Source organism: Amycolatopsis sp. Hca4 (genome assembly GCF_013364075.1).
GTDB lineage: Bacteria > Actinomycetota > Actinomycetes > Mycobacteriales > Pseudonocardiaceae > Amycolatopsis.
The window spans coordinates 4,499,360-4,523,661 of record NZ_CP054925.1; the positions used below are offsets into that span (position 1 = coordinate 4,499,360).

Annotated in this window: 21 protein-coding genes and 1 pseudogene; 6 read left to right on the top strand and 16 right to left on the bottom strand. The window is 72.0% G+C overall.

The genetic code is table 11. The features are described from left to right. Positions 1-6: 6 nt before the first annotated feature. The 4 genes from HUT10_RS19635 to HUT10_RS19650 are packed head-to-tail and all read right to left on the bottom strand — an operon-like array spanning position 7 to position 4,294. Positions 7-1,725 (bottom strand): aminotransferase class V-fold PLP-dependent enzyme, encoded by a 1,719-nt coding sequence (locus HUT10_RS19635; RefSeq protein WP_176172563.1) that lies wholly within the window; start codon positions 1,723-1,725, stop codon positions 7-9. Further along, on the bottom strand, positions 1,722-2,489 hold the full coding sequence (locus HUT10_RS19640; protein WP_303246970.1) for an amino acid ABC transporter ATP-binding protein: 768 nt from the start codon (positions 2,487-2,489) through the stop codon (positions 1,722-1,724). The genes HUT10_RS19635 and HUT10_RS19640 overlap by 4 nt, the downstream gene beginning before the upstream one ends. Continuing rightward, positions 2,482-3,360, bottom strand: a complete 879-nt coding sequence (locus HUT10_RS19645; RefSeq protein ID WP_176172564.1) for an amino acid ABC transporter permease — start codon at positions 3,358-3,360, stop codon at positions 2,482-2,484. Before HUT10_RS19645 ends, HUT10_RS19640 begins: the two co-directional genes overlap by 8 nt. Then, positions 3,347-4,294 (bottom strand): ABC transporter substrate-binding protein, encoded by a 948-nt coding sequence (locus HUT10_RS19650; protein WP_176172565.1) that lies wholly within the window; start codon positions 4,292-4,294, stop codon positions 3,347-3,349. The genes HUT10_RS19645 and HUT10_RS19650 overlap by 14 nt, the downstream gene beginning before the upstream one ends. Before the next feature lie 96 nt (positions 4,295-4,390). On the opposite strand from HUT10_RS19650, the gene HUT10_RS19655 reads away from it, so the two are divergent. Then, positions 4,391-5,374, top strand: a complete 984-nt coding sequence (locus HUT10_RS19655; RefSeq protein ID WP_176172566.1) for a Gfo/Idh/MocA family protein — start codon at positions 4,391-4,393, stop codon at positions 5,372-5,374. A gap of 6 nt (positions 5,375-5,380) precedes the next feature. Here the strand turns inward: HUT10_RS19655 and HUT10_RS19660 are convergent, their stop codons facing one another. Next, positions 5,381-5,773, bottom strand: coding sequence for a TIGR03618 family F420-dependent PPOX class oxidoreductase (locus HUT10_RS19660; RefSeq protein ID WP_176172567.1), 393 nt, complete (start codon positions 5,771-5,773; stop codon positions 5,381-5,383). Positions 5,774-5,928: 155 nt separating this feature from the next. Between HUT10_RS19660 and HUT10_RS19665 the strand changes: the two genes are divergently transcribed. Next, positions 5,929-7,134: a glycosyl hydrolase family 8 gene (locus HUT10_RS19665; RefSeq protein ID WP_176172568.1), complete on the top strand. Its 1,206-nt coding sequence runs from the start codon at positions 5,929-5,931 to the stop codon at positions 7,132-7,134. Positions 7,135-7,603: 469 nt separating this feature from the next. Next, a pseudogene (locus HUT10_RS19670) lies at positions 7,604-7,744 on the top strand (NADAR domain-containing protein); the annotation flags it as partial. 53 nt (positions 7,745-7,797) lie between these two features. Here HUT10_RS19670 and HUT10_RS19675 read toward each other — a convergent pair. The 3 genes from HUT10_RS19675 to HUT10_RS19685 all read right to left on the bottom strand — a co-directional run bounded on the left by HUT10_RS19675 (position 7,798) and on the right by HUT10_RS19685 (position 10,392). Further along, entirely contained in the window at positions 7,798-8,352 is a 555-nt protein-coding gene (locus HUT10_RS19675) for a TetR/AcrR family transcriptional regulator (RefSeq protein WP_176172569.1), read from the bottom strand. After that, a complete protein-coding gene (locus HUT10_RS19680) occupies positions 8,352-9,905 on the bottom strand; it encodes a long-chain fatty acid--CoA ligase (RefSeq protein WP_176172570.1) in 1,554 nt (517 codons plus the stop codon). Before HUT10_RS19680 ends, HUT10_RS19675 begins: the two co-directional genes overlap by 1 nt. A 124-nt stretch (positions 9,906-10,029) precedes the next feature. Continuing rightward, positions 10,030-10,392 (bottom strand): helix-turn-helix domain-containing protein, encoded by a 363-nt coding sequence (locus tag HUT10_RS19685; protein ID WP_176172571.1) that lies wholly within the window; start codon positions 10,390-10,392, stop codon positions 10,030-10,032. A 92-nt stretch (positions 10,393-10,484) separates the two neighbouring features. Between HUT10_RS19685 and HUT10_RS19690 the strand changes: the two genes are divergently transcribed. After that, positions 10,485-10,871 carry a RidA family protein gene (locus tag HUT10_RS19690; RefSeq protein ID WP_176172572.1) on the top strand — a complete coding sequence of 129 codons (387 nt, stop codon included), beginning with the start codon at positions 10,485-10,487 and terminating at the stop codon, positions 10,869-10,871. Here HUT10_RS19690 and HUT10_RS19695 read toward each other — a convergent pair. The 3 genes from HUT10_RS19695 to HUT10_RS19705 form a co-directional block, all read right to left on the bottom strand. Then, positions 10,868-12,070: a GTPase gene (locus HUT10_RS19695; protein WP_176172573.1), complete on the bottom strand. Its 1,203-nt coding sequence runs from the start codon at positions 12,068-12,070 to the stop codon at positions 10,868-10,870. The genes HUT10_RS19690 and HUT10_RS19695 overlap by 4 nt on opposite strands. Beyond that, entirely contained in the window at positions 12,067-13,848 is a 1,782-nt protein-coding gene (locus HUT10_RS19700; protein ID WP_217709624.1) for an isoniazid inducible protein IniA, read from the bottom strand. The genes HUT10_RS19695 and HUT10_RS19700 overlap by 4 nt, the downstream gene beginning before the upstream one ends. Before the next feature lie 101 nt (positions 13,849-13,949). Next, positions 13,950-14,957 (bottom strand): IniB N-terminal domain-containing protein, encoded by a 1,008-nt coding sequence (locus HUT10_RS19705; RefSeq protein ID WP_176172575.1) that lies wholly within the window; start codon positions 14,955-14,957, stop codon positions 13,950-13,952. A gap of 303 nt (positions 14,958-15,260) precedes the next feature. On the opposite strand from HUT10_RS19705, the gene HUT10_RS19710 reads away from it, so the two are divergent. Together HUT10_RS19710 and HUT10_RS19715 are read left to right on the top strand one after the other, a co-directional pair. Further along, the gene (locus tag HUT10_RS19710) at positions 15,261-16,289 is read left to right on the top strand and encodes a molecular chaperone DnaK (RefSeq protein ID WP_254896936.1); all 1,029 of its coding nucleotides are present in this window, start codon (positions 15,261-15,263) and stop codon (positions 16,287-16,289) included. 85 nt (positions 16,290-16,374) lie between these two features. Then, on the top strand, positions 16,375-18,750 hold the full coding sequence (locus tag HUT10_RS19715) for a helix-turn-helix transcriptional regulator (RefSeq protein ID WP_176172576.1): 2,376 nt from the start codon (positions 16,375-16,377) through the stop codon (positions 18,748-18,750). Between the two features lie 49 nt (positions 18,751-18,799). On the opposite strand, the gene HUT10_RS19720 is transcribed toward HUT10_RS19715, so the two are convergent. The 5 genes from HUT10_RS19720 to HUT10_RS19740 all read right to left on the bottom strand — a co-directional run bounded on the left by HUT10_RS19720 (position 18,800) and on the right by HUT10_RS19740 (position 24,280). Continuing rightward, complete coding sequence (locus HUT10_RS19720) at positions 18,800-19,258, bottom strand: hypothetical protein (protein WP_176172577.1); 459 nt, start codon at positions 19,256-19,258, stop codon at positions 18,800-18,802. Positions 19,259-19,617: 359 nt separating this feature from the next. Further along, positions 19,618-22,245: a fibronectin type III domain-containing protein gene (locus HUT10_RS19725; RefSeq protein ID WP_176172578.1), complete on the bottom strand. Its 2,628-nt coding sequence runs from the start codon at positions 22,243-22,245 to the stop codon at positions 19,618-19,620. 93 nt (positions 22,246-22,338) lie between these two features. Beyond that, on the bottom strand, positions 22,339-23,082 hold the full coding sequence (locus HUT10_RS19730) for a ferredoxin reductase (protein WP_176172579.1): 744 nt from the start codon (positions 23,080-23,082) through the stop codon (positions 22,339-22,341). Continuing rightward, positions 23,052-23,651 (bottom strand): sulfite oxidase-like oxidoreductase, encoded by a 600-nt coding sequence (locus tag HUT10_RS19735; protein ID WP_176172580.1) that lies wholly within the window; start codon positions 23,649-23,651, stop codon positions 23,052-23,054. The genes HUT10_RS19730 and HUT10_RS19735 overlap by 31 nt, the downstream gene beginning before the upstream one ends. A gap of 29 nt (positions 23,652-23,680) precedes the next feature. Further along, on the bottom strand, positions 23,681-24,280 hold the full coding sequence (locus HUT10_RS19740) for a pentapeptide repeat-containing protein (RefSeq protein WP_176172581.1): 600 nt from the start codon (positions 24,278-24,280) through the stop codon (positions 23,681-23,683). Between the last annotated feature and the right edge of the window lie 22 nt (positions 24,281-24,302).

Genomic DNA, 24,302 nt, shown 5'->3' on the forward strand with positions numbered 1-24,302 from the left:
GCAGCGTCAGGCGCGGATTTCGTTGAGGTAGTTGTAGATCGTGTACCGGGTGACGTCGAGGCGCCCGGCCAGGTGGTCCACCGCGTCCTTGATGAGGAAATAACCGGCTTCGTCGAGCTCCCGCACCACGGCCGCCTTGTGCCGCTTCTTCATCAGGTCCACCGGGATGCCCGCCTTCGTCACCGCCCGGTCGACGAGGAACCGCTGCAGGCTGTCGACGTCCGGTGGGAAAGTCTCCGGCTCCCCGGTTCCGCCGGGGGTCGCGGCCGGGTCGACGCTGTTGACGCACAGGCAGCCGACCGCGACCCCGTCGGCGTCCCGCAGGAACAGCGTCGAGGAGCGGATCGCCCGGCCGTCCGGGCCGTGCGTGCGGTAGTTCGTCAGGTCCTGGGTGGTGCCGCGGCGGACCAGGCCGAGCAGCAGGTCGGTCATCGGGCCGCCGACGCTGCGGCCGGTGAGGTCGCCGGCGATGGCGATGATCGAGTCCGGCAGCCGGCTCAGGTCGTGCAGCAGGACCTCGTTGCCGGGGCCGAGCATCGCCGCCAGCCCCGGGATGGCCGGGACCAGCGCGGTGAGCACGTCGTGCGTGGTCGCGCCCGCGGCGGGGACCACCAGCGGCTCCCGGGGTGCCGTCAAGGTCTCCAACGCCTCCCGGAGCACGTCCGCCGCGGCCGCGGGCGTCGAAGCGTGCGGGGAGAGCCGGACGTGCTCGGGCCGCACGGTCGCGGCGATCCCGGCGTTCGCCAGCGCCGCCCCGACCTGCTCCGCCGGGTGGCCGGGCAGCGTGAACGCCAGGATGCCCGCGCGGCGGTCGACCGCCGAGACGACTTCGGCACCGCAGGAGGCCAGTACCTCCTCGAACGCGGCCAGCCGCTCGGCGATCCGCGCCGCGATGGCGCCGACGCCGGCGTCCTCCACCAGCTCGAGGGCCTCGGCGAAGGCGCCGGAGGTGATCGGGCTGAGGTTGGAGATCGACCAGGCCTGGGCGGTGCCGTCCGGCGGGTGGATCTCGTCGTCGAACAGGCCGGGGTCGCGGGCGCCGGTCCAGCCGGACAGCACCGGGTCCATCCGCTCCAGCGCGCGGTCCGAGAGCACCGCGAAGCCGGTGCCCCAGCCCGCGCGCAGCCACTTCTGGCCGCCGACGACCAGGACGTCGGCGACCTCCCACGGCTCGTCGACCACGCCGAAGCCCTGGATGCCGTCGACGACCAGCAGCCGGTCGCCGACGACGTCCCGCAGCGCGGCGAGGTCGGCGCGGTAGCCGGTGCGGAAGTCGACCGCGCTGACGCTGACCGTCGTGATCTCCGGCGTCAACGCGGCAGCAACGCGCTCCGGCGTCACATAACCGCTGCCCAGCCGCCGGACGCGCAGGCGGCCGGCCTGCTCGGCGCGGGCCCACGGGTAGGTGTTGGCCGGGAACTCCGACGCCGCCACCAGCACCTCGCCGGTGCTGTGGAAGGCGGCCTGGAACAGCCCGAGGCTCGTGTTGGGCAGCAGCACGGTGTGGTCGGTGTCCGAGCCGGACAGCCGCGCGGCGGCCGCCTTGGCCCGGATCTCCTGCCGCATCAGCTCGTCCACTGTGGACGGCCCGGCCGTGGTGGCCTGGTCGAGCAGGGCGGCCGTCGTGTCGAGCACCGCGTGCGACGGCGGGCCGAACCGGGCGAAGTCGAGGTAGCCGGCGGGCTCGTCGAACTGGAGCAGGTACCGGGGCGATATCCGCGTCACGCGAGGATCCTCGCCAGGAACTGCCGGGTGCGGTCGTGCTTCGGCGCGCTCAGCACCTCCGACGGCGGCCCGGTCTCGACGACGGCGCCGTCGGCCAGGAACACCACCTCGTCGGCGGCCTCCGCGGCGAAGCTCATCTCGTGCGTCACGACGACCATCGTCATCCCCTCCCCCGCCAACGTACTCATGACCTCCAGGACCTCCCCCACCAGCTCCGGGTCGAGCGCGGACGTCGGCTCGTCGAACAGCATCAGCTTCGGCTTCATCGCCAGCGACCGGGCGATCGCCACCCGCTGCTGCTGCCCGCCGGACAGCTGCGCCGGGTAGGCGTCGGCGCGGTGGGCGAGCCCGACGCGGTCGAGCAGCTCGAGGCCCTGCTTGCGCGCGTCGTCCGGTTTCACCCCGAGCACCCGGATCGGGCCCTCGACGACGTTCTCCAGGGCGGTCCGGTGCGCGAAGAGGTTGAAGCGCTGGAACACCATGCCGATGTCACGCCGCTGGCGCGCCACCTCGCGTTCGCGCAGCTCGTACAGCTTCCCGCCGCGCTGCCGGAAGCCGATCGGCTCGCCGTCGACCCAGATCTGGCCGGCGTCGATCGTCTCGAGGTGGTTGATGCAGCGCAGGAACGTGCTCTTCCCGGCGCCGGACGGCCCGAGCAGGCAGACGACCTGTCCCTTGTGGACCTCCAGGTCGATGCCGCCGAGGACTTCGGTGTGCCCGTAGGACTTCCGGACGCCGACGGCACGCAGCAGCGGCTCAGACACGGGCACTCCTCACCAGCGGCACCCCGCGCAACGCCTTGCCGGCGCGGGCGAGCGGGCCGCGGTCGGCCTGCCCGAAGGCGCGTTCCAGGTAGTGCTGGCCGACGCCGGCGACGGTTACCACGACCATGTACCAGACGGCCGCGGCCAGCAGGGTCTCCATGACCAGCAGGTTGTTGGACGAGATGTTGTTGGCCGCGTGGATCAGCTCGGTCACGCCGATCACCGACGCCATCGACGTGCCCTTGAGCATGTTGATGAAGTCGTTGCCGGTCGGCGGGATGATCACGCGCATGGCCTGCGGCAGGACGACCCGGCGCAGCGTCGCGGCCGGCGTCATGCCGATCGACTTCGCGGCCTCGGTCTGCCCGCTGTCGACGCTGTTCAGGCCCGCGCGGACGATCTCGGCCATGTACGCGCTTTCGTTGAGCGTCAGGCCGAGGAACGCGGCGGTGAACGCGCTGATCAGCACGTTCGTCTGCTCGTGGACCAGGAACGGGATGTCGATGACCGGGAAGACGAGCGCCAGGTTGTACCAGAGGAGGATCTGCAGCAGCACGGGCAGGCCGCGGAAGATCCAGATGTAGCCGGCGGCGAACCACCGCGCGACCGGGTTGGCGCTGCGGCGCAGCAGGGCGATGACGATGCCGAGCACGATCGCGACGGCCTGGGACAGCACCGCCAGCACGACGGTGTTGAGCAGGCCGGTCGCCATCACCTTGTAGAAGACGAAGTCCGGGACCTGGTTCCACTCGATCTGCGCGTTGCCGAGGGCGATGCCCAGCAGCACGAGCAGGGCGATGATGATCGCGGCGGCGACCCACCGGCCCCAGTGGCGGAGCCGGACGATCGGGAGTGGCTCAGGAGCCGCCATTGACCGCGGCCTCCTTGATCGCGCCCTGCTCGACGCCCCAGGCCTGCAGGATCTTGCCGTAGGTGCCGTCGGCGATCAGCGCCTGCAGGGCCTTCTGCACGGAGTCGCGCAGCGCGGTGTTGGTCTTGTTGACGCCGATGCCGTACGGGCCGCCGTCGATCGGCTCGCCCGGGACGACCTCGAAGAACTTGCCCTCACCGGCGGTGCGCGAGATGTAGACGGCGCTGGGCAGGTCGTTGAGGATCGCCTGCACGCGGCCGGTGCGCAGCTGGTTCTGGTTCTGGTTGTCGCTGTCGGTCGCGGTGACGTTCACCGCGGGCTTCCCGGCCTGCGTGCACTTCGTGCTCTGCTCGGCGGCGAACTTCTGGTGGCTGGTGCCCTGCACGACGGCGACGTTCTTGCCGCACAGGGTGTCCGGGCCGGTGATGCCGTCGGGGTTGCCCTTGCGGATCATGATCGTGATGCCCGAGGTGAAGTAGTCGACGAAGTCGATCTGGGCCTGGCGGGCCTTGGTGTCGTTCATGCCGGCCATGGTCAGGTCGATCCGGCCGGACTGGAGGCTGGTGATCAGCGAGCCGAAGGCCATGTCCTGGTGGGTCACGGTGACGCCGAGCTTGGCGGCGATGGCCTTGGCGAGGTCGACCTCGTAGCCGATCGGGGTCTTGCCGTCGGCGGCGTAGAAGTTGTTGGGCGCGGACTGCAGGTTCGAGGCCAGGTGCAGCCCGGCCTGCTTGACCGCGTCCGGCAGGGCCGCGTTGAGCTGGGCGTCCTTCTGCACGCCCTGGACGATCGCGGCGGTGTCCGGGATGCCGGATGCGGGCGCGCCGGCGGCCTGCGACGTCCCGCCCGCACCGTCCGGACCGCCACCACAGGCCGTCACCAGCACGGCAACGCCGGCGAGCACCACCGCCTGCACGGCACGAAAACGGGACATAACGGACCTCCACTGTTCGGCTGGCCGGAACGCTACAACTCGTTGTTGAAGAGGTCAACTGGCTGTTGAAATCTCGTTCGGTGCTAACTTCACGCCATGACCCTGCGGATCGGCATCCTGGGGGCGGCTCGCATCGCGCCCGCGGCCTTGATCAAGCCTGCCGCGTCGGTCTCCACGGTTTCGGTGTCCGCGGTCGCGGCCCGGTCCGCCGACCGGGCGCAAGCGTTTGCGGCCAAGCACGGGATCCCGCGGGTGCACTCGTCGTACGAGGCACTGGTGGCGGATCCGGAGCTCGACGCGGTCTACAACCCGCTGCCCAACGGCCTGCACGGCCGCTGGACGCTCGCGGCCCTGGCGGCGGGAAAGCACGTGTTGTGCGAGAAGCCGTTCACGGCGAACGCGGCGGAAGCGCGAGAGGTCGCGTCGGCGGCTGCCGCGTCCGACCGGGTCGTCATGGAGGCGTTCCACTACCGCTACCACCCGCTGGCGTTGCGGGTCGAGGAGATCGTGGCGTCGGGCGAACTGGGGACGCTGCAGCGGGTGGAGACCGCGTTGTGCTTCCCGCTGCCGAAGTTCTCCGACATCCGCTACGACTACTCGCTGGCGGGCGGCGCGACGATGGACGCAGGCTGCTACGCGGTCCACATGGCCCGCATCTTCGGCGGCGAGACACCTTCGGTGGTCTCAGCCTCCCCGAAGCTGCGGTCGCCGCAGATCGATCGGGCGATGACGGCGGAGCTGGCGTACCCGTCCGGCCACACCGGCCGGATCGAGTGCTCGATGTGGTCGGCTTCGCTGCTGAAGATCAGCGCGAAGGTGACGGGCTCGAAGGGGTCGCTTTCGGTGCTGAACCCGGTGGGCCCGCACGCGTACCACCGCCTCACGGTCCGCGTCGGCGGCGCCCGCCGCACGGAGAAGTTCCCGCGCCGGGCGTCGTACGCCTACCAGCTGGACGCGTTCGCCGCGGCGGTGCTGGAGGGCGCGCCGGTGAAGACCTCGGCGGCGGACGCCGTGGAGACGATGACGGTGATCGACGAGATCTACCGGGCCGCGGGGCTGCCGCTGCGCGAGCCGAGCTGAGCGGGCTCAGGCGTTGCCGAGCACCCGGGTCACGGCGATCTCCAGTACCACCCGCTGCGGGTTCGGCTTGGGTTCCCGGTAGCGGGCCGCGTACCGGTTTTCCGCGTCGCGCACCGATTCCGGGTCGTCCCGCAGCACCACCCGTCCCTCCAAAGTGGACCACGTGCGGCCTTCGACCTGGCAGACCGCGGCCGCCAGGCCTTCGGCGCCCGCCTTCCGGGCGAGCCGGGCCTTCACCGAGCCGTCCCGGGTGATCACCCGGGCGATGCCGGTCTCGAAGTCGACGGTCACGCCGACCGCGACGACGTGCGGCGTGCCGTCCGGCCGGACGGTGGTGAGGGTGGCCAGCCGGCGCTCGGTCCAGAACGTGCGGAAGCTTTCGCCGCGATCGATCTCCATGCCCGCCACGCTAGTCCGTCCGGGTGCGTGCGGCGCCGTGGGACCCACTGTGCGTCATAGTAAGGAAAGTTTCCTAACACTCTTGACCTGGTCTTGAACCTTCTGTCAGGCTTCGAACACCTTCGCCGCAGCCCACGATGTCTTACGGAGGAGCCATGAAGAGAGTCGTCCGGGCGGTGGTGGTTTCGGCCGCGCTCGCCGCGGGGCTGCTGAGCGTGCCGACGGCCGCGTCCGCGGCGGGCACGCCGTACGTGCCGGGAACGCTGCGGCCGTCCGTCTCGCAGGCCACGCAGGACGCCGCGCTCCAGAAGTACTACGACTTCTGGAAGAAGAACTTCCTGACGACCAAGTGCGGCAGCGGCACCTACGCCGTGCTGTCCAAGGACGCCGACCACTCCTTCGTCGCCGAGGGCGAGGGGTACGGCGTGACGATCTCGGCGATGATGGCGGAGAAGGACCCGCAGGCGCGCTCGATCGTCGACGGGATCCTGAAGTTCGTGAAGGCGCACCCGTCGGTCAACAACAAGGACCTGCACGCGGCCGAGCAGGATTCGAACTGCAAGAGCGTCAACGGCAGCGATTCGGCCACCGACGGCGACCTCGAAATCGCCTACGGCCTGCTGATCGCGGACAAGAAGTGGGGCAGCGGCGGTTCGGTGAACTACAAGGCCGAGGCCGTCCGGATCATCAACGCGATCAAGAAGAGCGAAGTCAACGGCACGACGAAGTTCACCCTGCTGGGCGACTGGGGCAACGACGCGGACTACAAGAACAGCTCCCGCTCGTCGGACTGGATGCCGGGCCACCTCCGCGCGTTCGCCGCGGCGACCGGTGACAGCTTCTGGACGTCGGTCCGCACCCGCTCGGAGACGGCGGTGAGCCAGCTGCAGTCGTCGTACGCGCCGAACACGGGGCTGCTGCCGGACTTCGTGGTGAACACGAACTCGACCCCGAAGCCGGCACCGTCGAACTTCCTGGAGGGCCCTAACGACGGCAAGTACAGCTGGAACGCCTGCCGCGACCCGTGGCGCCTCGGCGCGGACGCGATCTCGTTTTCCGGCAGCGCGGCGGCGGCCCAGGTCCGCAAGATGAACACGTGGATCAAGTCGGCGACGGGCGGCGACCCCGCGAAGATCCAGAGCGGCTACTCGCTGTCGGGTTCGAAGACGGAGAGCGGCCAGCACCCGTGCTTCACGGCCCCGTTCGCGGTGGCGGCGATGACGGATTCGGGCAGCCAGGCGTGGCTGGACAAGCTGTGGACGGCGGTGTCGTCCTGGTCACCGGACGCGACGGATTACTACGGGACGGGGATCACGCTCCAGGTGTTGCTGATCCTGAGCGGCAATTACGTGGCGGCTTGATTGCGGGGCCGTCCCGCAGCCGGTTATTCGGGTGCGGGACGGCCTTCGCGTGGGTGAGCTGGCGAGCCCCTCGGCGCGGGCCGGTGGTTTCATCAGCGAGCGCGGCTGATTTTCGTGCGGCGTTCTGAGAAGCCCCCGAATCCACGCTAGCTCAGGGCACCGACAATTCCGCGGCCCGCGGAGTGCCGTGGGCCGGTTGTCCACAAGGTTCGGGCAGGATCTGCCGTCGCGGCGAGAAGCAGGCGGCTTCGGCGAGGAAGCCACAGCCGGGCGGCGGATTCGCCGGATCGGCCGGGCGCTGACCAGGGCGGCCCGACCTCGGCCCAAACACTGCGCGCCGAAGCCGACCGGGTGGCAGGCGACCGTATCCGGCCCTGAGCGGTTCGAAACTGTCGGTGCCCTGCGGTAGCGTGGAAATCGGGGGCTGCTCAGCCCGTTCCGCGGCCGAGCCAACCCGAACCGAGCTCGCCAGGCGAGTCCGATGGACCGGGTGTGGGGCATCGGCCTGCCGGCGGACGACCCGCGGGCAGCGAAGCCACAAACGTGGCCAGGTCTCAACCTCCTCGGCTTCGCGCTGGCGGACGTGCGGGCGAAGCTGGGCCAGCCGTGATATCCGAGAAGTCGATCAGCCGGGTGATCGGCGGCTTGTGCTGTCCCCGGGCATCACAACTCGCCAACCGCCCCGCGAGAATGGACCAGCCGCGTGTACTCCGCGAGCAGCTCCGTCAGCTCACCGTGCTCCCCCGCCGACGCCAGCTGCTGGTGACCCACCAGCATCGCCATCCCCAACGACGTCAACGTCCGGGCCAGCTCCCGGTCGCCGACGATCGCCTCCACCGCCTTCCCCACCGTCCGCAACCGGGCGTCGTCCACACGCTTCTGCGCCGCGCGCACCGTTTCGTCGTTCCGGGCCCACGCGCGGATCGCCGCCTCCGCCTCGTGCGGGAGGCCGAGCGTCAAATCCATCAGCGCCGCGAAATCCGCCGAAGGGCCGCCCGTGCCGAAGCCCTGCTCCCGCAGGATGCGGACCTGGCGGTTCTCCCAGTGGTCCAGCAGCTGCGCCACGAACCCCGGCCAGCCACCGAAGTGGTGGTAGAACGAGCCGCTCGTGACGCCGAGGCCGCGGCACAGCGCGCCGACGTTCAGCTCGGTGAACCCGTGCCGTGCCAGTACGTCCAGCGCCGCCTCGAAGTACGCGTGCCGGGTTGCCGTCGGCATCAGACGTTCCGGTCCCGGTCCCGCCAGTACGGCTCGCGCAGCGAACGCTTGAGGATCTTACCGGTCGCGTTGCGCGGCAGCGCGTCCACCACGTCGACACTGCGCGGGCACTTGTAGTGCGCCAGGCGCTCGCGGCAGAACTCCACGATCTTCTCCGCGTCGAGCTGCTCGCCCGCGACCACGGCCTTGACCTGCTCGCCCCACCGCTCGTCCGGCACGCCGATCACCGCCACCTCGGCCACGCCGGGGAACTCCGCCACCACGCGCTCGACCTCGGGCGAGTAGACGTTCTCGCCGCCGGTGATGATCATGTCCTTGACGCGGTCTTCCAGGAACAGGAACCCGCCGTCGTCGAGGCGGCCGACGTCGCCGGTGCGGACCCAGCCGTCCACAATGGTCTCCGCGGTCGCCTCCGGCTTGCCGAGGTAGCCCGCCATCCGCTGCTCGGTGCGCACCCACACCTCGCCGGCTTCGGCGTCCGCGGTGTCCTCCTTGGTGACCGGGTCGACGATCCGGATGTCCACTCCGGACAGTGCGGTGCCCGCCGAGGCCAGCCGTTCGGGGCGCGACTCGTCGCGGTGCGCTTCGGGGTCCAGGGCGGTGACCGCGCCGGAGAGCTCGGTCATGCCGTACACCTGGGCGAACTTCACGTCCGGCCAGGCGGCGAGCACCGTGCGCAGCAGCGGGAGCGGCATCGGCGAAGCGCCGTAGCAGAGGTACTTCAGCCGGGAGAACGCCTGGAGCGCCGCCTCGCCGGCCTGCGCGATCCCGGCCACGACGGCGGGCACCAGGAAAGCGTGCGTGATCCCGGCCTGCAGCGCGGCGAACAGCGAAGCCGCGTCCGGCTCACGGGTCAGGTACGACGGTTCGCCGTAGAGGAACCCGGACACCGCGTAACAACTGCCGCCGACGTGGAACAGCGGCATCGCGACCAGGTTGACGTCGCCGGGGCCGATCGGGAACGCCGTCCCGGCGGCCAGGCCGTGCGCGAGGACGCTGCGGTGGGTCAGCACCGCGCCCTTCGGGAAGCCGGTGGTGCCGCTGGTGTACATGACCAGCACGCCGTCGTCGGTGTCCACATCGGATCCGGGGTGCGGCGCACCGGAGGCCAGGAAGGCTTCGTACTCGTCGGCGTCCCCGCCGACGACGATCACGCGCTCCACGGCGGGCAGCCGGTCGCGGATCGCGTCGAGCACGGGCCGCAGCTCGGCGCCGACGAAGACCACCTTGGCGCCCGCGTCCTTGAGCACGTAGGCGAGTTCGTCGCCGGAAAGCCGCCAGTTCACCACCGCGTCGGCCGCGCCGAGCGCGCCGGCGGCGAAGGTCGTCTCCAGACAGGCGGGGTGGTTCTTGTCGACGAACGCGACCCGGTCGCCCCGGCCGATGCCGGCGGCCGCGAGGGCGCCGGCCAGCCGCCGGACCCGCTCGTCGAACTCCGCCCAGGTCCAGCTCCGGTCGCCGAAGATCAGGGCGGTGTCGGCGGGCCGTTCCCGGGCCCAGTGCGCCAGGAGCTCGCCGAACAGCCGGATCCGCGGGCGGACGTCTTCGGGCATGGGCGTTCCCTCCGGACCGGCACTGGACCATAGACCGCTCTATGGTGCGCCGCCGCCCCGGCGGGCGTCAACACCGGACAACCGGTCGCACACCGGCCCGCCGACCGGTGTTTTCCTGACCCCGTCAGCGGTCGAAGCGGTGCCGCGCGGCTTCGATGTCCTCGATGAACCGCTGGGTCCAGCCGCACATGCTGTCGACCGTCGCGCGCAGCCCCTGCCCGGGCCGGGTGAGCGTGTACTCGACGCGCGGGGGCACGGTCGGGTGCACCTCGCGCTCGACCAGTCCGTTGCGCTCGAGCATGCGCAGGTTCTGCGTCAGCATCTTGTGGCTGATGCCGGCGACCTCGTTGCGCAGCTCGCTGAACCGCAGCGTGCGTTCGCCGAGGGTCTCGATGATCAGGAAGGCCCACTTGTTGGCGACGTCCGAGAAGATCTCGCGCGCCAGGGAATCCGCGCGGGAGAGGTCCGCGTCCTGCTTGGTCACCATCTGGTTACCCCGTCACCGAAAAGTGCCTTCTTCCGCATGGTCCAACACTCTCCTACGGTTCCTGAGTAACCACAAGAGAGCATGGAGGAAAGATGCCGGTCACCCTGCTGAACGCGCCCGAGCTGCCCGAGGTCGACGTCTACCACCAGGTCGCCGTCGCCGAAGGGACGAAGCTCGTCCACATCGCCGGGCAAGTCGCCTGGGAGACCGGAGGTGACCTCGCCGACCAGGTCGAGCAGGTCTACGTCAACGTCGCCGCCGCCTTGGCCGCGGCCGGCGGATCGTTCGACGACGTCGCGAAACTGACCTGCTACGTCGTCGACTGGACGCCGGAAAAGATGCCCGCGCTGCTCGACGGCATCGCCCGCGGCAGCGCCGAGATCGGGACGACGGCGAAGCCACCCGCCACGCTCATCGGCGTCGCGGCGCTGGACGTGCCGGAGCACCTCGTCGAAATCGAGGTGACCGCCGTCCTCTAGCCGAACAGCGCGAGCAGGCCCTCGGCCGACCGCACCACCACGTGCGCCGCCGTGCGCTCGGCGTGGGGGCGGTCCGGGCGCTCGGCTTCGTGGCGCCAGCGCCGCAGGGCGTCCAGGCCCGCGTCGTAGATTTCGTTCGGGTCCGCGTCCGGCTCCAGGCCGAGCCGGTCGGCCGGGGCCGTGCCCTGGGCGCCCAGCAGGCGGACCGCCTCCTCCGCGGGTTCGCCGGACAGCGCCGTCCGGCCGCCGCGGATGTCGGCGATCAGCCGCAGCTCGCGGAAGTCGTGCGCGGCCGCGGCGAACCGCTCCACCCGGGACACCAGCCGGTCGCCGCCGGGGCGGGGGTGTGCCGCCAGGAGCGCCTCCAGCCGGATGATCGCCGTGCGTGCCCGCAGTGCCTCCGCCCGCGCGACGAAGCACCCGGCCAGGGTGTCCCGCAGTTCGCCCAGCCCACTGCGGCGCACCAGTTCCGCCGAGAGCTTGACGCGGTCGTCGCAGCCGGTGCGGATCAGCGTGAGCGCCAGGCGGACGCCGAACATCCCGAACCGCACCACCAGCGAGCGCCGCGTCTCGACCGGGATCGGGCCCGGGAACGCCGGGTCGGTGAACGAATCCACCGACAGCACGTGCCGTTCGAGCTCTTCGCGCGGCACCGCCGCGAAGGCCGCCAGGAGGTCGAACTCGTCGTCGCGCAACGACCGGCCGCCGTACGCGAGCTGCCCGGCGACGGCGATCACGCCGAGGAACCCGGTGCACAGCGGGTCTTCCCGCCACGCGCGGCGCGCGAGCTGCTTCGCGGTGAGCAGTGCGTCGATCCGGCCCGCGCCGACCTCGTCGGCCCGGGACAGCACCAGCACCGAGTTCACCGCGCTCTGCCGGGCGAACGCCGAGCCGCCCGGCGGGTGCGCCGCGGCGAGCTCGTCCGGCTCGAGGTGGCGGACCAGCCGGACCGTCGCGTCCGGGACGTCGTCGGCCGGGCCCGGGTCGTCGAGCAGCACCAGATCGCGCAACGCGCGCGTCGGCCACTCGCCCAGCGCGGCGGCGAGCGTCGTCTTCCCCGATGACGGCGCCCCCGTGAACGCGACGCGCAGCGGCTGCTCCAGCCGGTTCAGGCAGTCGAGCAGCACCGCCGAAGCCCGCGGGTCGTCCCGGTAGAGCCCGGTCGCGGCGTGCAGCAGGTCGCGGACGTCCTGGGTCACGCCGAAAGCTCCCGCCGCTGCTGCCGTCCGGCGATCGTGCCGAGTTCGCCCGCGCGCTGGTGCAGCGCGGCGAGCCGGTCGATTTCACGGCGGATGTGCCCGGTCCGGCGTTCGCGCTCGGCGGTGCCGGCCAGGATCGTCTCGCGTTCGCGCGTCAGCTCGTCGGCGAGTTCTTCGGCCAGCCCGGTGAAGTGGTCGCGCAGGCGCCGCTGGACGACGCGGACGGCGTCACGGCATTCCTTGCTGAACTTGAGGAAGACGTCGTCGACGTGCCGCTGCGCCGCCTGCTTGGCGACGGCCTGCCGCCGCTGCAGCCGCATCCCGCCTTCGTCCTTGATCGTCTTGGCGGCGAAGGCCGCGCCCGCCCCGATCGAGACCGGGTTGATCAGCGGGAGCCCGGCGAGGCTGGTGACCAGGCCGAACATCAGCACGCCGCCGTAGGAGCCGCGCAGGCCGGTGAAGGCCTGCTGGCCGATCTTGAACTTCTCGATCTTCGGCCGCCCGACGTCGTCGAGGTGCTCCACGCCGGAGCCGTCGAGCCGCAGGTCGGGCAGCGCCCGGTCGTACTGGGCGCCAAAGCACGCCGCGACCGCTTGCGCGATCCACTCCGCCCGGTCGGCCAGCCACGTGTAGTTGACGTCGACCGCCTCGGCCAGCGCGTTGTCCAGCCAGGGCGCGAAGTCGTCCCACACCTTCGCCGGATCGCCCTCGTCGAAGGTCCGGTCGATGGTGGTGACGATCTTGCGGGTCCGCTCGCGCAGGTCGTACTCGGCGTCGGACAGCAGGTCGGTGATCTCGTCGGACAGCAGGTTCTGCCACCGGGTGTTCTGCCGGCGCAGGTCGTCGGCGCGGCGCTGGGCCCGCTGCAGCAGCGCGGCCTGGCCGAGCCCGGCGTCCTGGGCGACGGTGTCGATGCGGTCGCGCAGGGACTCCACCAGCTCGGCCGCGGCGGCGCGCACGCCCACCGCGGCCAGCAGCGCGCGGGACTGCTCGGGCGGGCGCGCGGCCTGCTCGGCGATCCAGGCCAGCAGTTCCGGGAAACCGGAGCGCGCGTTGAGTTCCGCGTCACCGGTCTTCGCCGCGGCCTGGCGCACCACGGCCGAAACGGGCAGGACGGGCGCATCGATCCCGGCCTCGGCGAGCATCGCGCGGTTGCGCTCGGCGACCGCGCGCCACCCGGGGGAGGCGTCGATCTTCGTGAGCGCCAGCACGACGTGCGGGCACCAGGTCCGCACGTGCCGGGCGAGGGCGAGTTCGGCGGCGCTCAGCGGCGCGGTCGCGTCGGAGACGAGGATCACCGCGTCCGCTTCGGCGAGCAGGTCCAGCGCCGCGGCCGTGCGCGGTGACCGCGGGTCACCGACGGGCGGGGTGTCGACCAGGACGAGGCCGGCCGAGAGGAGTTCGCGCGGCACGCCGACTTCGACACGGCTGAGCGTGCCGGCCGGCCGGGCGCCGAGCTCGCCGGTGAGCCGTTCGACCGCGACCGGGATCCGTTCGCGAGAGCGGCCGACCAGGGTCGCGGCGGGTTCGGGCGAGTAGGCGATTTCGGTGGGAACGGCGGGCGTCGCGGCGTCGCCGACCGCGCACACCGGCGCGTTCAGCACCGCGTTGAGCAGGTAACCCTTGCCCTGTTTGGGAAAACCGAGCACGCCGAGCCGGATCTGCCCCGGCGGGGCGTCCCGGCGTCTGCGCAGGCGCTCGGCGAGATCGGCGCGGCCGTGCGTGCGGCACGCGTCCAGCGTCTCGTTGAGCACTTCGAGCCAAGCCGGTGCGGTCACGATGGACGAGTGTCCCCGGTTCACTCCCCGTACGCACACCGGGTGCCCGTCCCGCGGCTGCACCCAGACCGCGGGACGGGCACCGGTGACCGGTTCGGGGATCAGTGCCCGATGTGGATGTCGTTGCCCGAGGCGATGTCGCCAAGGTGCAGGTTGCCCAGGGCGTTGTGGCTGACGTCGGCGACGTCGGACACCACGTCGTGGACGGCCGTGCCGTTGCCCGAGGCCAGCTCACCGACGTTGCCGACGGTGTTGTGGTCGGCGCTGATGCCGGTGGCGGAGGTCACCGTGTTGGTGACGTCACCGAGGCCGTGGACGGCGCCGGCAACCTCGCCGGTGACGTGCTTGACGTCGAGGTCGCCCGCGCCCTTGAGGATGCCGGAGAAGTCGCCGACGTTGCCCACGACCGAGTTCACGGTGTGGGTCAGGTCGCCGCTGACGTCGCCGACGTGCGAGGTGGCCTCGTAGACCGGGGCGGTCGCGTTGTTGGAGACGTTGCCCAGCACGCTCTCGCCGAGGTGGCTGACCTCGCCGACGGCGCCGACGGCGGCGCTGTGGTTGACGTCGGTGACCGAGTACGCGAGGTTGCCGGCCACCTGGACCGCGTCCAGGCTCGAGCCGAGGTCGCCCGCCACGCCGAAGGCGCCGGTCGCGTTGCCGGCCAGCGCGGTGACGCCGGCGGCGGTGTTGGTGACGTCGGTCACGGTGGTGACGGTGTGCGTGACGTCGCCGACGGCCGGGAGGCCGAGGCCGCCGACGCCCGGCAGCTCGCCGGTCAGGTCGCCCACGCCCGGCAGGTCCGAGGTGGCCGGCAGGCCGAGGCCCGCGGTGAGGGCGGTGAGCTGGTCGATCGCGCCCTGGATGCCCGGGGCGTCGGTGCCGACCGGGGACAGGTCGCCGACGACGGGGAGGCCGCCCACGGCCGGGAGGCTGTCGACCGGCACGTAGTCGAGCACCAGCGGGAGGACCTCGTGCACGTCGGCGGCGCTGACGTCGCCGAGGCCGGCGGCAGCGAGGGCGCCCTGCGGGTCCGTCCCGAAGGCCGCCAGCGCGGTCGGGTCGTTGAGCAGGTTCAGGGCGAAGTCGTGCAACGTCTGCACGGATTCCATGGAGTTTCTCCTGGTCCGGTGGTTCGGGGGACGGCAGCGACCGCAGGGACCGCTGCTCCGTCATCAAGGTAGGGAGACCGTCCCCCAGCGCACATCGGGGATCACTCCGAGTCGCGGTCCGGTCAGCCGATAGGGGATCGATATGTCATCGTTAGGGAGTTAGGGGCTCATCCGAGACGCGCTCAGTTGGGTTAAATCCCTCCAGACCCTTGCCTGACTAACCCGTTTGGGTGAGGATGCCCCGAACCCTAGGGGGATTCCGTGCCCCCGATCGGCCGCCACGAGGTGAGGAGGAAAGCGCCGTTGCCCTACGTCCTCGGGATCGATGTGGCCCAGGGCCGGACCCACGCCGCCACCTGCCGCCGACAGGGCCCCGGCTGGAGCGAGCCCGAACCCCTCTGGCTGGGCGAACGGTCCCCGGCCGCGGCGTCCGCGCTGTTCCTCGACGACGAGGGGTACCTGCTGACCGGGGACGCGGCCGCGCAGGCCGGCGCCCAGGTCCCGTCCCGGCTGCTCACCGGCTTCCACCGGCGGATCGGCGACGACGTGCCGGTGCTCGTCGAAGGCGAGCCGTTCCCGCCCGAAACGCTCACCACCGTGCTCGTCGAGGGGATCGCCGAGCACGCCGCGAACCTGTTCGGCGGGCCCCCGCAGCACCTGGTGCTGACCCACCCCGGCGACTGGGGCGGCTACCGCCGTGACGTGCTACGCCGGGCGCTGGCCGAGGCGGGGTTCACCGCGGTGACGCTGGTCCCCGGCTCGGTCGCCGCGCTCGGCGCGCACCTGCCCGTCCCCGGTCCCGGCGCCCAGGTCGCCGGCGTGTGCGAGTTCGGCACCGACGGCGTGAACGTGACGCTGGCGACGGCGAGCGGCGCCGGCGGCTGGCAGCCCGGCCAGACCGCCGAAGGCGTGGCCCCGGCCGCCGCGCTGAGCACGCTGTTCGCGCTCGCCGGAGCGGCCTCGACATCCCCCAAGGGGCTGGCCGGCGTGGTGTTCTGCGGCGACGTCCCCCGCACGCGCTGCCGGCCCGGCCGCCGTGCCCGGTGTTCGCGGGACCGGTTCCGCCGGCGACCGCCGCGCTCGGTGCGGCCGCCCTCGCGGCGCTGCGCGCCGAGGGCCGCGGGACGCCGCAGGAGCCGCCCCCCGTCGAAACCACCTTGCTGCCCAAGGTGGACACGCTCGGTGAGCTCGGCGAGCGGCCGCCCCGGCCGCCGGTCGAGATCACGCCGTTCGAGCTGCCCGAGCGCACCGGCCCGCTCACCCTCTTCCGGCGGCGGCGCCCCCTCGCCGCCGCGGTACTGGTGCTCGCCGCGGCGGTCTCGGCCGTCGTGATCACCGTCACCGCCCGCGAAGCCACCGCCGGCCCCACCCCGGCCCCCGCCCCCACCCACTGCGTCCCCTCCGGGGAAGGTCACTGTTGAACACACTGCTCACGCAGGTCCCCGCGCCGCACACCGTCCCCGTGCACCCGGTGGCCCGGCAGCTGCTCGACCGCATCGCCGCCGAGCCGGCCGCTCCCCTGCGGGTCGCCGTCGTGGCCCCCGGCGGGTACGGCAAGAGCGTGCTGCTCGCCGCGCTGGACCGCCGTTACCGCGAAGCCGGTGTCGACGCGGTGCTCGTCGACGACGCCGACCGGCTCGGCCCCGACCAGCTCGAGGAGCTGCTCGCCGGCGCGGACGGCCCGATCGTCGTCGCGCACCGGCCGGCCGCGGTGGCGCCCGGCTGGACGCTGCTGCAGCTCGGCCCGCTCGGCGTCGAAGAAGTGGCGCGGCTGATGGCCGCGGTGACGGGGGCGCCTGCCGACCCCGCGGCCGCCGCCGAGCTGCACGCCCGCAGCGGCGGGGTGCCGCGGCTGGCCGAGCGCGCGCTGCGCGGGCGGCTGGAGGAGTTCCGGCCCGAGCTCGACGAGCTCGACGACGACGTCCTGCGCTACCTGATCGCGGCCGAAGCCGGTGCCGGGCGCAACCTCGACCTGTTGTGCGCGTTGCTCGACCGGCGCCCCGACCAGCTGCCGTCCATCGTCGAAGGCGCCCGCGCGACCGGCCTGCTCGCCCCCGACGACACGCTGCTGCCGCTGGCCGCGGCCGCCGTCCGCGACTTCGGACCACCCGCGCGGCGGCTGACGACGGTGCAGCGGCTGGTCGAGCTGCAGCTGGCGAACGGCCTCCCGGTGCTCGACCTGGCCCGGTCCCTGCTCGGCACGGGCAGTTCCGGCGCGTCGGCGGCGGCCGCGTTCGCCGCGGCGGCGGGCGAAGCGCTGCCCGCGGACGCCCGGCTGGCGGCGCAGCTGTTCGAAGCCGCCGCCGAAGCGGGCGACCGGTCCCCGGCCGTCACCGCGGGCTGGGCGCGCGCGGCGGCGTTGTCCGGCGACCTCGACACGGCGTTGCGCCTCGGCGACGGGATGCTCGGCGCGGCCGACGCGGAAACCCGGGCGGCGGGCGCGGAAATCGCGGCCACGGTGCTGGCGCACCGCGGCGAGCTGGCCCGCAGCGCGGAGCTGTACCACTGGGCGGGCCGCGCGGACGCGTTCTCGGCGACGGCACTGGTCGGTACGGGCGACATCGAGGGCGCCCGGCGGCTGCTCGACTCCCCCACGCCGGGGGTGGCGCCGACGTTGTTCGCCGGCGCGGCCACCCGGATGGCCCGCGGCATCGTGGATTCGGTGTCCGGCTGCGCGACGGAGACGTTGTCGACCCTGCTCGGCGCGGCCGCGATGCTGGAGCCGGCGCTCGGCGGGATGCTGCTGCCGGACAGCCCGGCGGCGCTGGCCGCGCTGGTCGCCGTGCACACCGGCGAGCTGGCGCTGGCGGAGTCCGTGCTCACCAGGGCGCTGGACGGCGGAACGGGCGGCGACCTCCTGGCCGCGCGCCACCGGCTCCTGCTGGGCTGGGTCGCGATGACGGCGGGCGACCTGGCCGCGGCGGCGGAGCACCGCAACGCCGTGGCGGGCCGGTCGTTGGAAGCGCGCGACGAGCTGTTCTTCGCGACCCTGGAGCTCGGGCTGGCCCGGCGGGCCAGTGACCTGGTGGGGCTGCAGCGGTCGTGGAACCGCGCGTACCAGGCGTCGATGCGGCAGCAGACGGACCTGTTCACGTTGCTGCCCCTGGGCGAGCTGGCGATCGCGGCGGCCCGCACCGGCGCGTTCGCCAAGCTTTCCGGACAGTTCGAGCGCGCCCACGGCCTGCTGGCCCGCCTCGGCGAGCCTCCACTGTGGACGGTGTCACTGGTCTGGCACGAGCTTCACGCGGCGATCACGCTGGAGGACGCGGACGCGGTCAAGGCCCACTTGGCCACGTTGACCACCCACGCCCACTGCGGCCGCCACCCGCGAGCCCTGGCCACGGCGGCCCAGGGCTGGCTGGCGGTGTTGAGCGGCACGTTCGACCCGGACGCCATAACGGCGGCGGCGGCGGAGCTCCACGACCTGGGCCTCCGCTGGGACGCGGCCCGCTTGGCCGGCCAGGCGGCGATCCGCACGTCCGATCGCAAGGCGATGGTCCAGCTGCTGGAGGCGGCCCGCCAGTTCCAGGGCCCGGCGGCCCGTCGCGAGCCGGGGACGTCCCCGGAGCCGGCGTCGGGGACGGGTCTGGCGGCGTTGAGCGAGCGAGAGTTGGAAGTGGCCCGGCTGGTGGTGGACGGGCTGACGTACAAGCAGGCGGGCAGCAAGCTGTTCATCTCGGGCAAGACGGTGGAGCACCACATGGCCCGGATCCGGGGGAAGCTCGGGGCGGCGGACCGGCGCGAGCTGCTGGCAACGCTGCGGGAGCTGCTTTCCCGCCCGGACGCGACTTAGGTTCGTCGCGCCCGGGGCGCCCCCAGCTCCGCGCACCGGGAGCGGGCGATCAGGAACAGATTTTCTTCTCACCCCCGCCGTTGTAGTACTGGCCATCGACGTTCACCCACCCCGAGATGTACGCGCAGTGGATTTCGGTGCCGCCCACGTAGATGGCTCCGGCGTACCTGTCGTAATTGCCGAGGTCGTACCAGTCCGTCTTCCAGTCTTCGCGGCGGATGTAGACCGCCATGGCGTGACGGCCTTCCTGGACGTCGTAGGTCATCGCGCACAAGGTGCCGCTGCCCTCGGCGGACCGCCAGATGTCGATGTACGCGTGGCCGTTTCCCAGCGGAATGGAGTCGTACCGGCTGCCCTTGCAGTACGAGAACGGACCGGCGTACCCGGGCGGCGCGTCGCTGGGGTTGGTCGCCGACGCGACGCCCGCCCCGGTGACCATCGAAATCGCGGCGATTCCGCAGACCGTGGCGGCCCTGAGCCGTACTGCAGACCTGCTGAGCCTGGTCATGCGCGTTCCTCTCGCTGGGGTACGTCCGGCGAGTGGTTCACGCCGGAAACGAAAGTCGGTTTACCCCGAGAACGAGGCTTCACCCGATCGGATGACCCATGCATGCTCAGTCGCGCCGGCACCACGCCGCGCTGATCTGCCTGGCCTGCCGCCGCGACGTCCTCCACGCCATGCTTTGCAACGGCACTCACTACCGCATTCCGAGCCGACTCAAGTCCCCGCTGCGGCTTGACCACCACATGGGGGCGCCCCCCGATTCCAGTCTATCGGCGGCGGGCGACGAAAAGCCGGGGAACAAGCGTGAGCGGGCCTTGTTGTCCACACCGCAGGTCGGTTGTGGACAACGAGGCCCGCTCAGGTCAGGCCGCTGCCGTTGTGGCCGTGAACGTTGCCGCTGGGCCGGTTCCCGTTGCCGTGATGGCCGCGACCGTGAACGTGTAGTCCGTTGCCGGCTTCAGGTTGTCCACCACCCTGGTCATTCCCTTGACCGTGGGCTGGGTCACCAGGGCGTCGCGGCCCTCCACGCGGATCGTGCGGCCGTCGGAAACCGTGATCACGTACGCCAGGACCGGGGTGTCGCCCGCCGCCGGCGGGGGGTTCCAGCGGATTGCGGCCGCCGTTGTGCTCGGCAGTGCTCGGGCGCTCGTCGGGATTCCCGGCAGCACCGCCGTTTTCGGGCCCGGGGTCACCGGGGCCGCCGGTAGTGATGGCTCGCTCGTTCCGTACGCGTTGCGCGCTGCGACCGTCACCGTGTACGGCGTTCCGTCCGTCAGGCCCGGCACTTCCGCGTACGCGCGCTTGGCGAAGTCGGCGGCGGAAATGGTCGTCGTGTGGGTTTTGCCGCCGCCCGATGCCATTAGCACGTACTGCGTCACCGGTGCGTTGTTGAAGGCGAACGTCGGGTTCCACGTGGCGTACAGCTTGCCCGCCACCGCGAACGTTCCCACTCGCGATGGTGCTTCGGCGGGGGCCTGGCCACCGATTCGGCGCGTGAGCAAGGCTCGGTAGGGCGGTTCGAGGCCCGCGTTCGCGACGATCTCCTTCGGTGCCGCCGCCGGGTTCGGGAGCAGGTGGTTTCCGCGGGTGATCGCGCCCTTGTCCGTCTTGTCGCGGTCGCCCTGCTGCCAGTAGTTGCCCTCGGTCAGCGTCGGGTCGTTGTTGCCCAGGTCGTCCCGGTAGTCGACGTGGACCGTTCCGACGTTGAAGTACGCCATGTCGTAGAGGACGTTGCCGCGGATCGTCTCGTACGTGTTGCCGTTGTCCGTGTAGACGCCCTTGCCGAGCCCCCACTGGCCGTGGATCACGTTGCCGGTGACCTTCTCGCCGTCGTCCAGGGAACTGCCCGTGATGCTCTGGGTGTACACGCCGCCGCCGTCGTCGAGCATCTGCATGTAGTCGAAGATCAGGTTGTCCGCGATCACGTTGTCGTGCGACAGGTTCGGCGTCGCCGGGCGCTTGATCTTGTCCGGCCAGCCGCCCCAGCCGACCGAGATCGCCGAGTAGCCGACGTGGTCGATCTGGTTGTGGGCGATGGTGTTCCGGACCGTGTAGCCGTTGACGATCGGCACGCCGCCGTGGAATTCGCGCGGCAGGCCGTAGAGGTGGTTGTCGGTGACCTGGACGTCCCGGACGACGTCGGCGTCGGTGTCGGTGACCGGTTTGTCGACGCCGCCGATCTGCACGCCGTTGCCGGAGATGTCGGTGAAGACGTCGCCGCGCACCCGGGATTCCTTGGTCCCGTCGATCAGGTCCAGCCCGGCGCCGCCGAGGTGGGCGAAGACGCTGTCGGCGAATTCGATGCCGCGGCCGTGCGAGACGGAGACATTGGCCGGCTCCCGCGTCCACGACGCGTACGGGCAGGTGCCGCCGGGGACGAACTGGCAGAGCCCTTGCACGGCCCAGCCGTCGGCGCCGGTGATCGTGTAGCCCGCCTGGATTTCCGAGAACCCTTCGGGCGACGACGGCGTCAGCCAGGTCGCGTAGGAGTAGCGCAGGCCGCGGAAGGCGACGTCGTGGATCGGCGCGGCGGCCGTGCCCTTCGCGTCGAGGAGCTTCTCCAGCACCGGCACTTCGACGTCCGCGCGACGCAGGTCCTGCCCGGGCCTCGGCAGGTAGTAGACGACGTGGGCGGAGCGGTCGAGGTACCACTCGCCCGGGGTGTCGAGCAGCTCGAAGGCGTTCTCGGCGTAGGTGGGGTGGCGTCCGTTGGTGAGGTCGGCCGGCCCGACCATGTTGACGCTGCGGCCGGGGATGTCGGGGAACAGCACGCGTTTCGTCGAGTTGTCCCAGCACGGGTTCGCCATGGTGATCGTCGTGCCCTCGGCGGCGGCGAGCGGGCAGCGCGGTTCGGTCCACTGGCCGAGGCCGTCGCGCTGGACGTTCCACAGCGCCTCGCCCGAGACGTACACGAACTCGATGTCCTTCGGGTTGCGCCAGTGCGCGAGCGTGTCGGAGTCGGCGGTGTAGCCGGTCGCGGTGGCCTTGACGGTCACCGGCAGCGGACCGCGGGCGCGTTGCTCGCGGACGCCGTCGACGTAGAGCTGCCGGGTATTGTCCAGCCCGGCGGGCGCGGGCGCGGCGAACAGGCCCGGACGGCCGGCCACCGGCCGCCAGCCGGTGACGCGCACGCCGCCGTTCAGCTCGGTGTCACCGCTGCCCTGCCAGATGACGCGGTGGCCGTTGCCGCCGGAATCCCGCGCGTCGAGCCGCAGCGGGGCGGCCAGCCGGAAGACGCCGGGCGCGAGGTGGACGGTGAGGTCCCGGGTGAGGTGCGATGCGCGTTGCCGCACGAGGTCGCGGGCGCGGTCGAGGGTCCGGACGGGATGGGCGGCCGCGCCGGAGGCCCGGTCGGAGCCGCCGGGCGAGACGTAGACGTCCTGGTCGGAGGTGGCCGCGGCCACCGGCCCGGATGTGGCGAGCAGGGCGCCCGCGCCGAGGAGAACGGTCACCACGGTGCGGCGCCGCGTCGAGCCCCACTTGGTCAGCATGGGCCAAAGATAGGATCTCTTGTCGCAGGATGTCGATAAAGTCCCGCTCAGCGGGGCTAGATCTCACCTAGTCATCGGATGCCTGTGGGGCATTCAGTCGCGGCTGGGCCCGAAGCGTTCCGTGCGGATGCGGTGCGGGTCGTGGCCGAGGGCGACCAGGATGTCGGCCACCGTCTCCACGAAGCCCGTCGGGCCGCAGACGAAACAGGACGCGCCGAACTCCGCCGGCCAGCCCGCCGTGTTGATCGTCGCCACGTCGATGCGGCGCGGAAGGCCCGGGCGACCTTCCGGCAGCTCGCGCGTGTAGACGTAGGTGACGTCGAGGCCCGCCACCGGCGTGCGCAGCTCGTCCGCGTAGTACAGCTCGGCCGGGGTGCGCAGGGAGTAGATCAGCTTGAACGGCGTGCGGACGCCCGCCGCCCGGCGGGCGCGGACCATCGCCATCAGGGGGACGATGCCCGAGCCGCCCGCGACCAGCAGGACCGGGGCCGGGTCCGTGGGCCGCCAGGCGAACCAGCCGCCGATCGGGCCGCGGATCTCGACCGGGTCGCCGATCGCGTACGGCCCGGTAAGGTGCTCGGACACCTCGCCGTCGGCGACGCGCTGCACCGTCAGCTCGATCCGGTCGCCGTCCGCGGGCGCCGCGAGAGAGTAGCTGCGCTGCGCCCGGTAGCCGTCGGCGGCGGTGAGCCGGACGTCGACGTGCTGGCCGGCCAGGTGCCCGGGCCAGCCAGGAAGGTCGAAGACGAGCGTGCGCGCCGTCGGCGTCTCGTCGCGGAATTCGGCCAGGCGGGCGACCCGCCAGGCTAGTCGCCCTGATACCGCTGTTCGCGCCATGGATCCCCGTAGTCGTGGTAGCCGGCGTTCTCCCAGAAGCCCGGCTCATCCCGGGTCTTCAGCTCCAGCCCGCGCACCCACTTCGCGGACTTCCAGAAGTACAGGTGCGGCACGAGCAGCCGCGCCGGGCCGCCGTGCTCGGGGGTCAGCGGCTTCCCGCCGTACTCGTAGGCGACCCACGCCTGGCCGTCGAGCAGGTCGGCGAGCGGCAGGTTCGTCGTGTACCCGCCGTAGGCGTGCACCATGACGTAGTCGGCCTCGGTGGCGAGCCCGCCGACCAGCGTGTCGACCGAGACGCCGCGCCAGCGGGTGTCCAGTTTGGACCACTGGGTGACGCAGTGGATGTCCACTGTGGGCTTCTCGCTGGGCAGGGCCATCAGCTCGGCCCAGCTCCAGGTGTGCTTCTCGCCCGTCTCGGTGGTGACGGTGAACTCCCACGTCTCGGTGCGCACGCGCGGGGTCGGGCCCGCCGACAGCACCGGGAAGTCCTCAGCCAGGTACTGCCCGGGTGGCAGCCGCGGGTTGCCGCTGCGCGCCCGGCCCTGGAACCCCGGAGTCACGACACCCATGCGGCTCTCCCTTCCCGATCGCGACGAGCCTACGCCCGGACGTGCAGCCCCAGCGACGTGACGAGCACCGCAGCCTGTTCGGGCGACACGATCGCCCCGGCCAGCTCGGCGTCCAGCGGGTCGAGCGCGGAGAGGTCACTGCCCCGCAGCTCGGCTTTCGCCAGCTTGACGGCGTGCAGCGACGCCCCGGACAGGTCGACGTCGGCGAACACCGCGCCGGCGCAGTTCGCCCCGGTGAGGTCGGCCTCGCGCATCCGGACGCCCTGGAAGGTGACGGCCCGCAGGTCGGCCCCCGCCAGCCCGGCGAACGACCAGTCCCCGCCGGTGACCCGCAGCGGCCGCAGCTCGCACTCGGTGAACGTGGCGCCGACGAGCTTGCACCCGGTGAATTCGGCGTCGAAGAAGGTGCACCGCCGGAAAGAGCAGCCGGTGAACGCCGAGTCCGTATGCCGGGACGCGTTGAAGCGCACGTTGCCGAAGACGCAGTCGGTGAAGACCGCGTTCCGCGTGACCGCCTCCGAGAAGTCGACCTCGTGGAACTCGCACCGCACGTAGTGCCGCCCGCTGATCTCCTCCCCGTACCAGTCGTCACGGAGGAACCGCCGGTCCTCTTGCACGGTCTCGGCCATGCCGCCAGGCTAGCGGCAGACC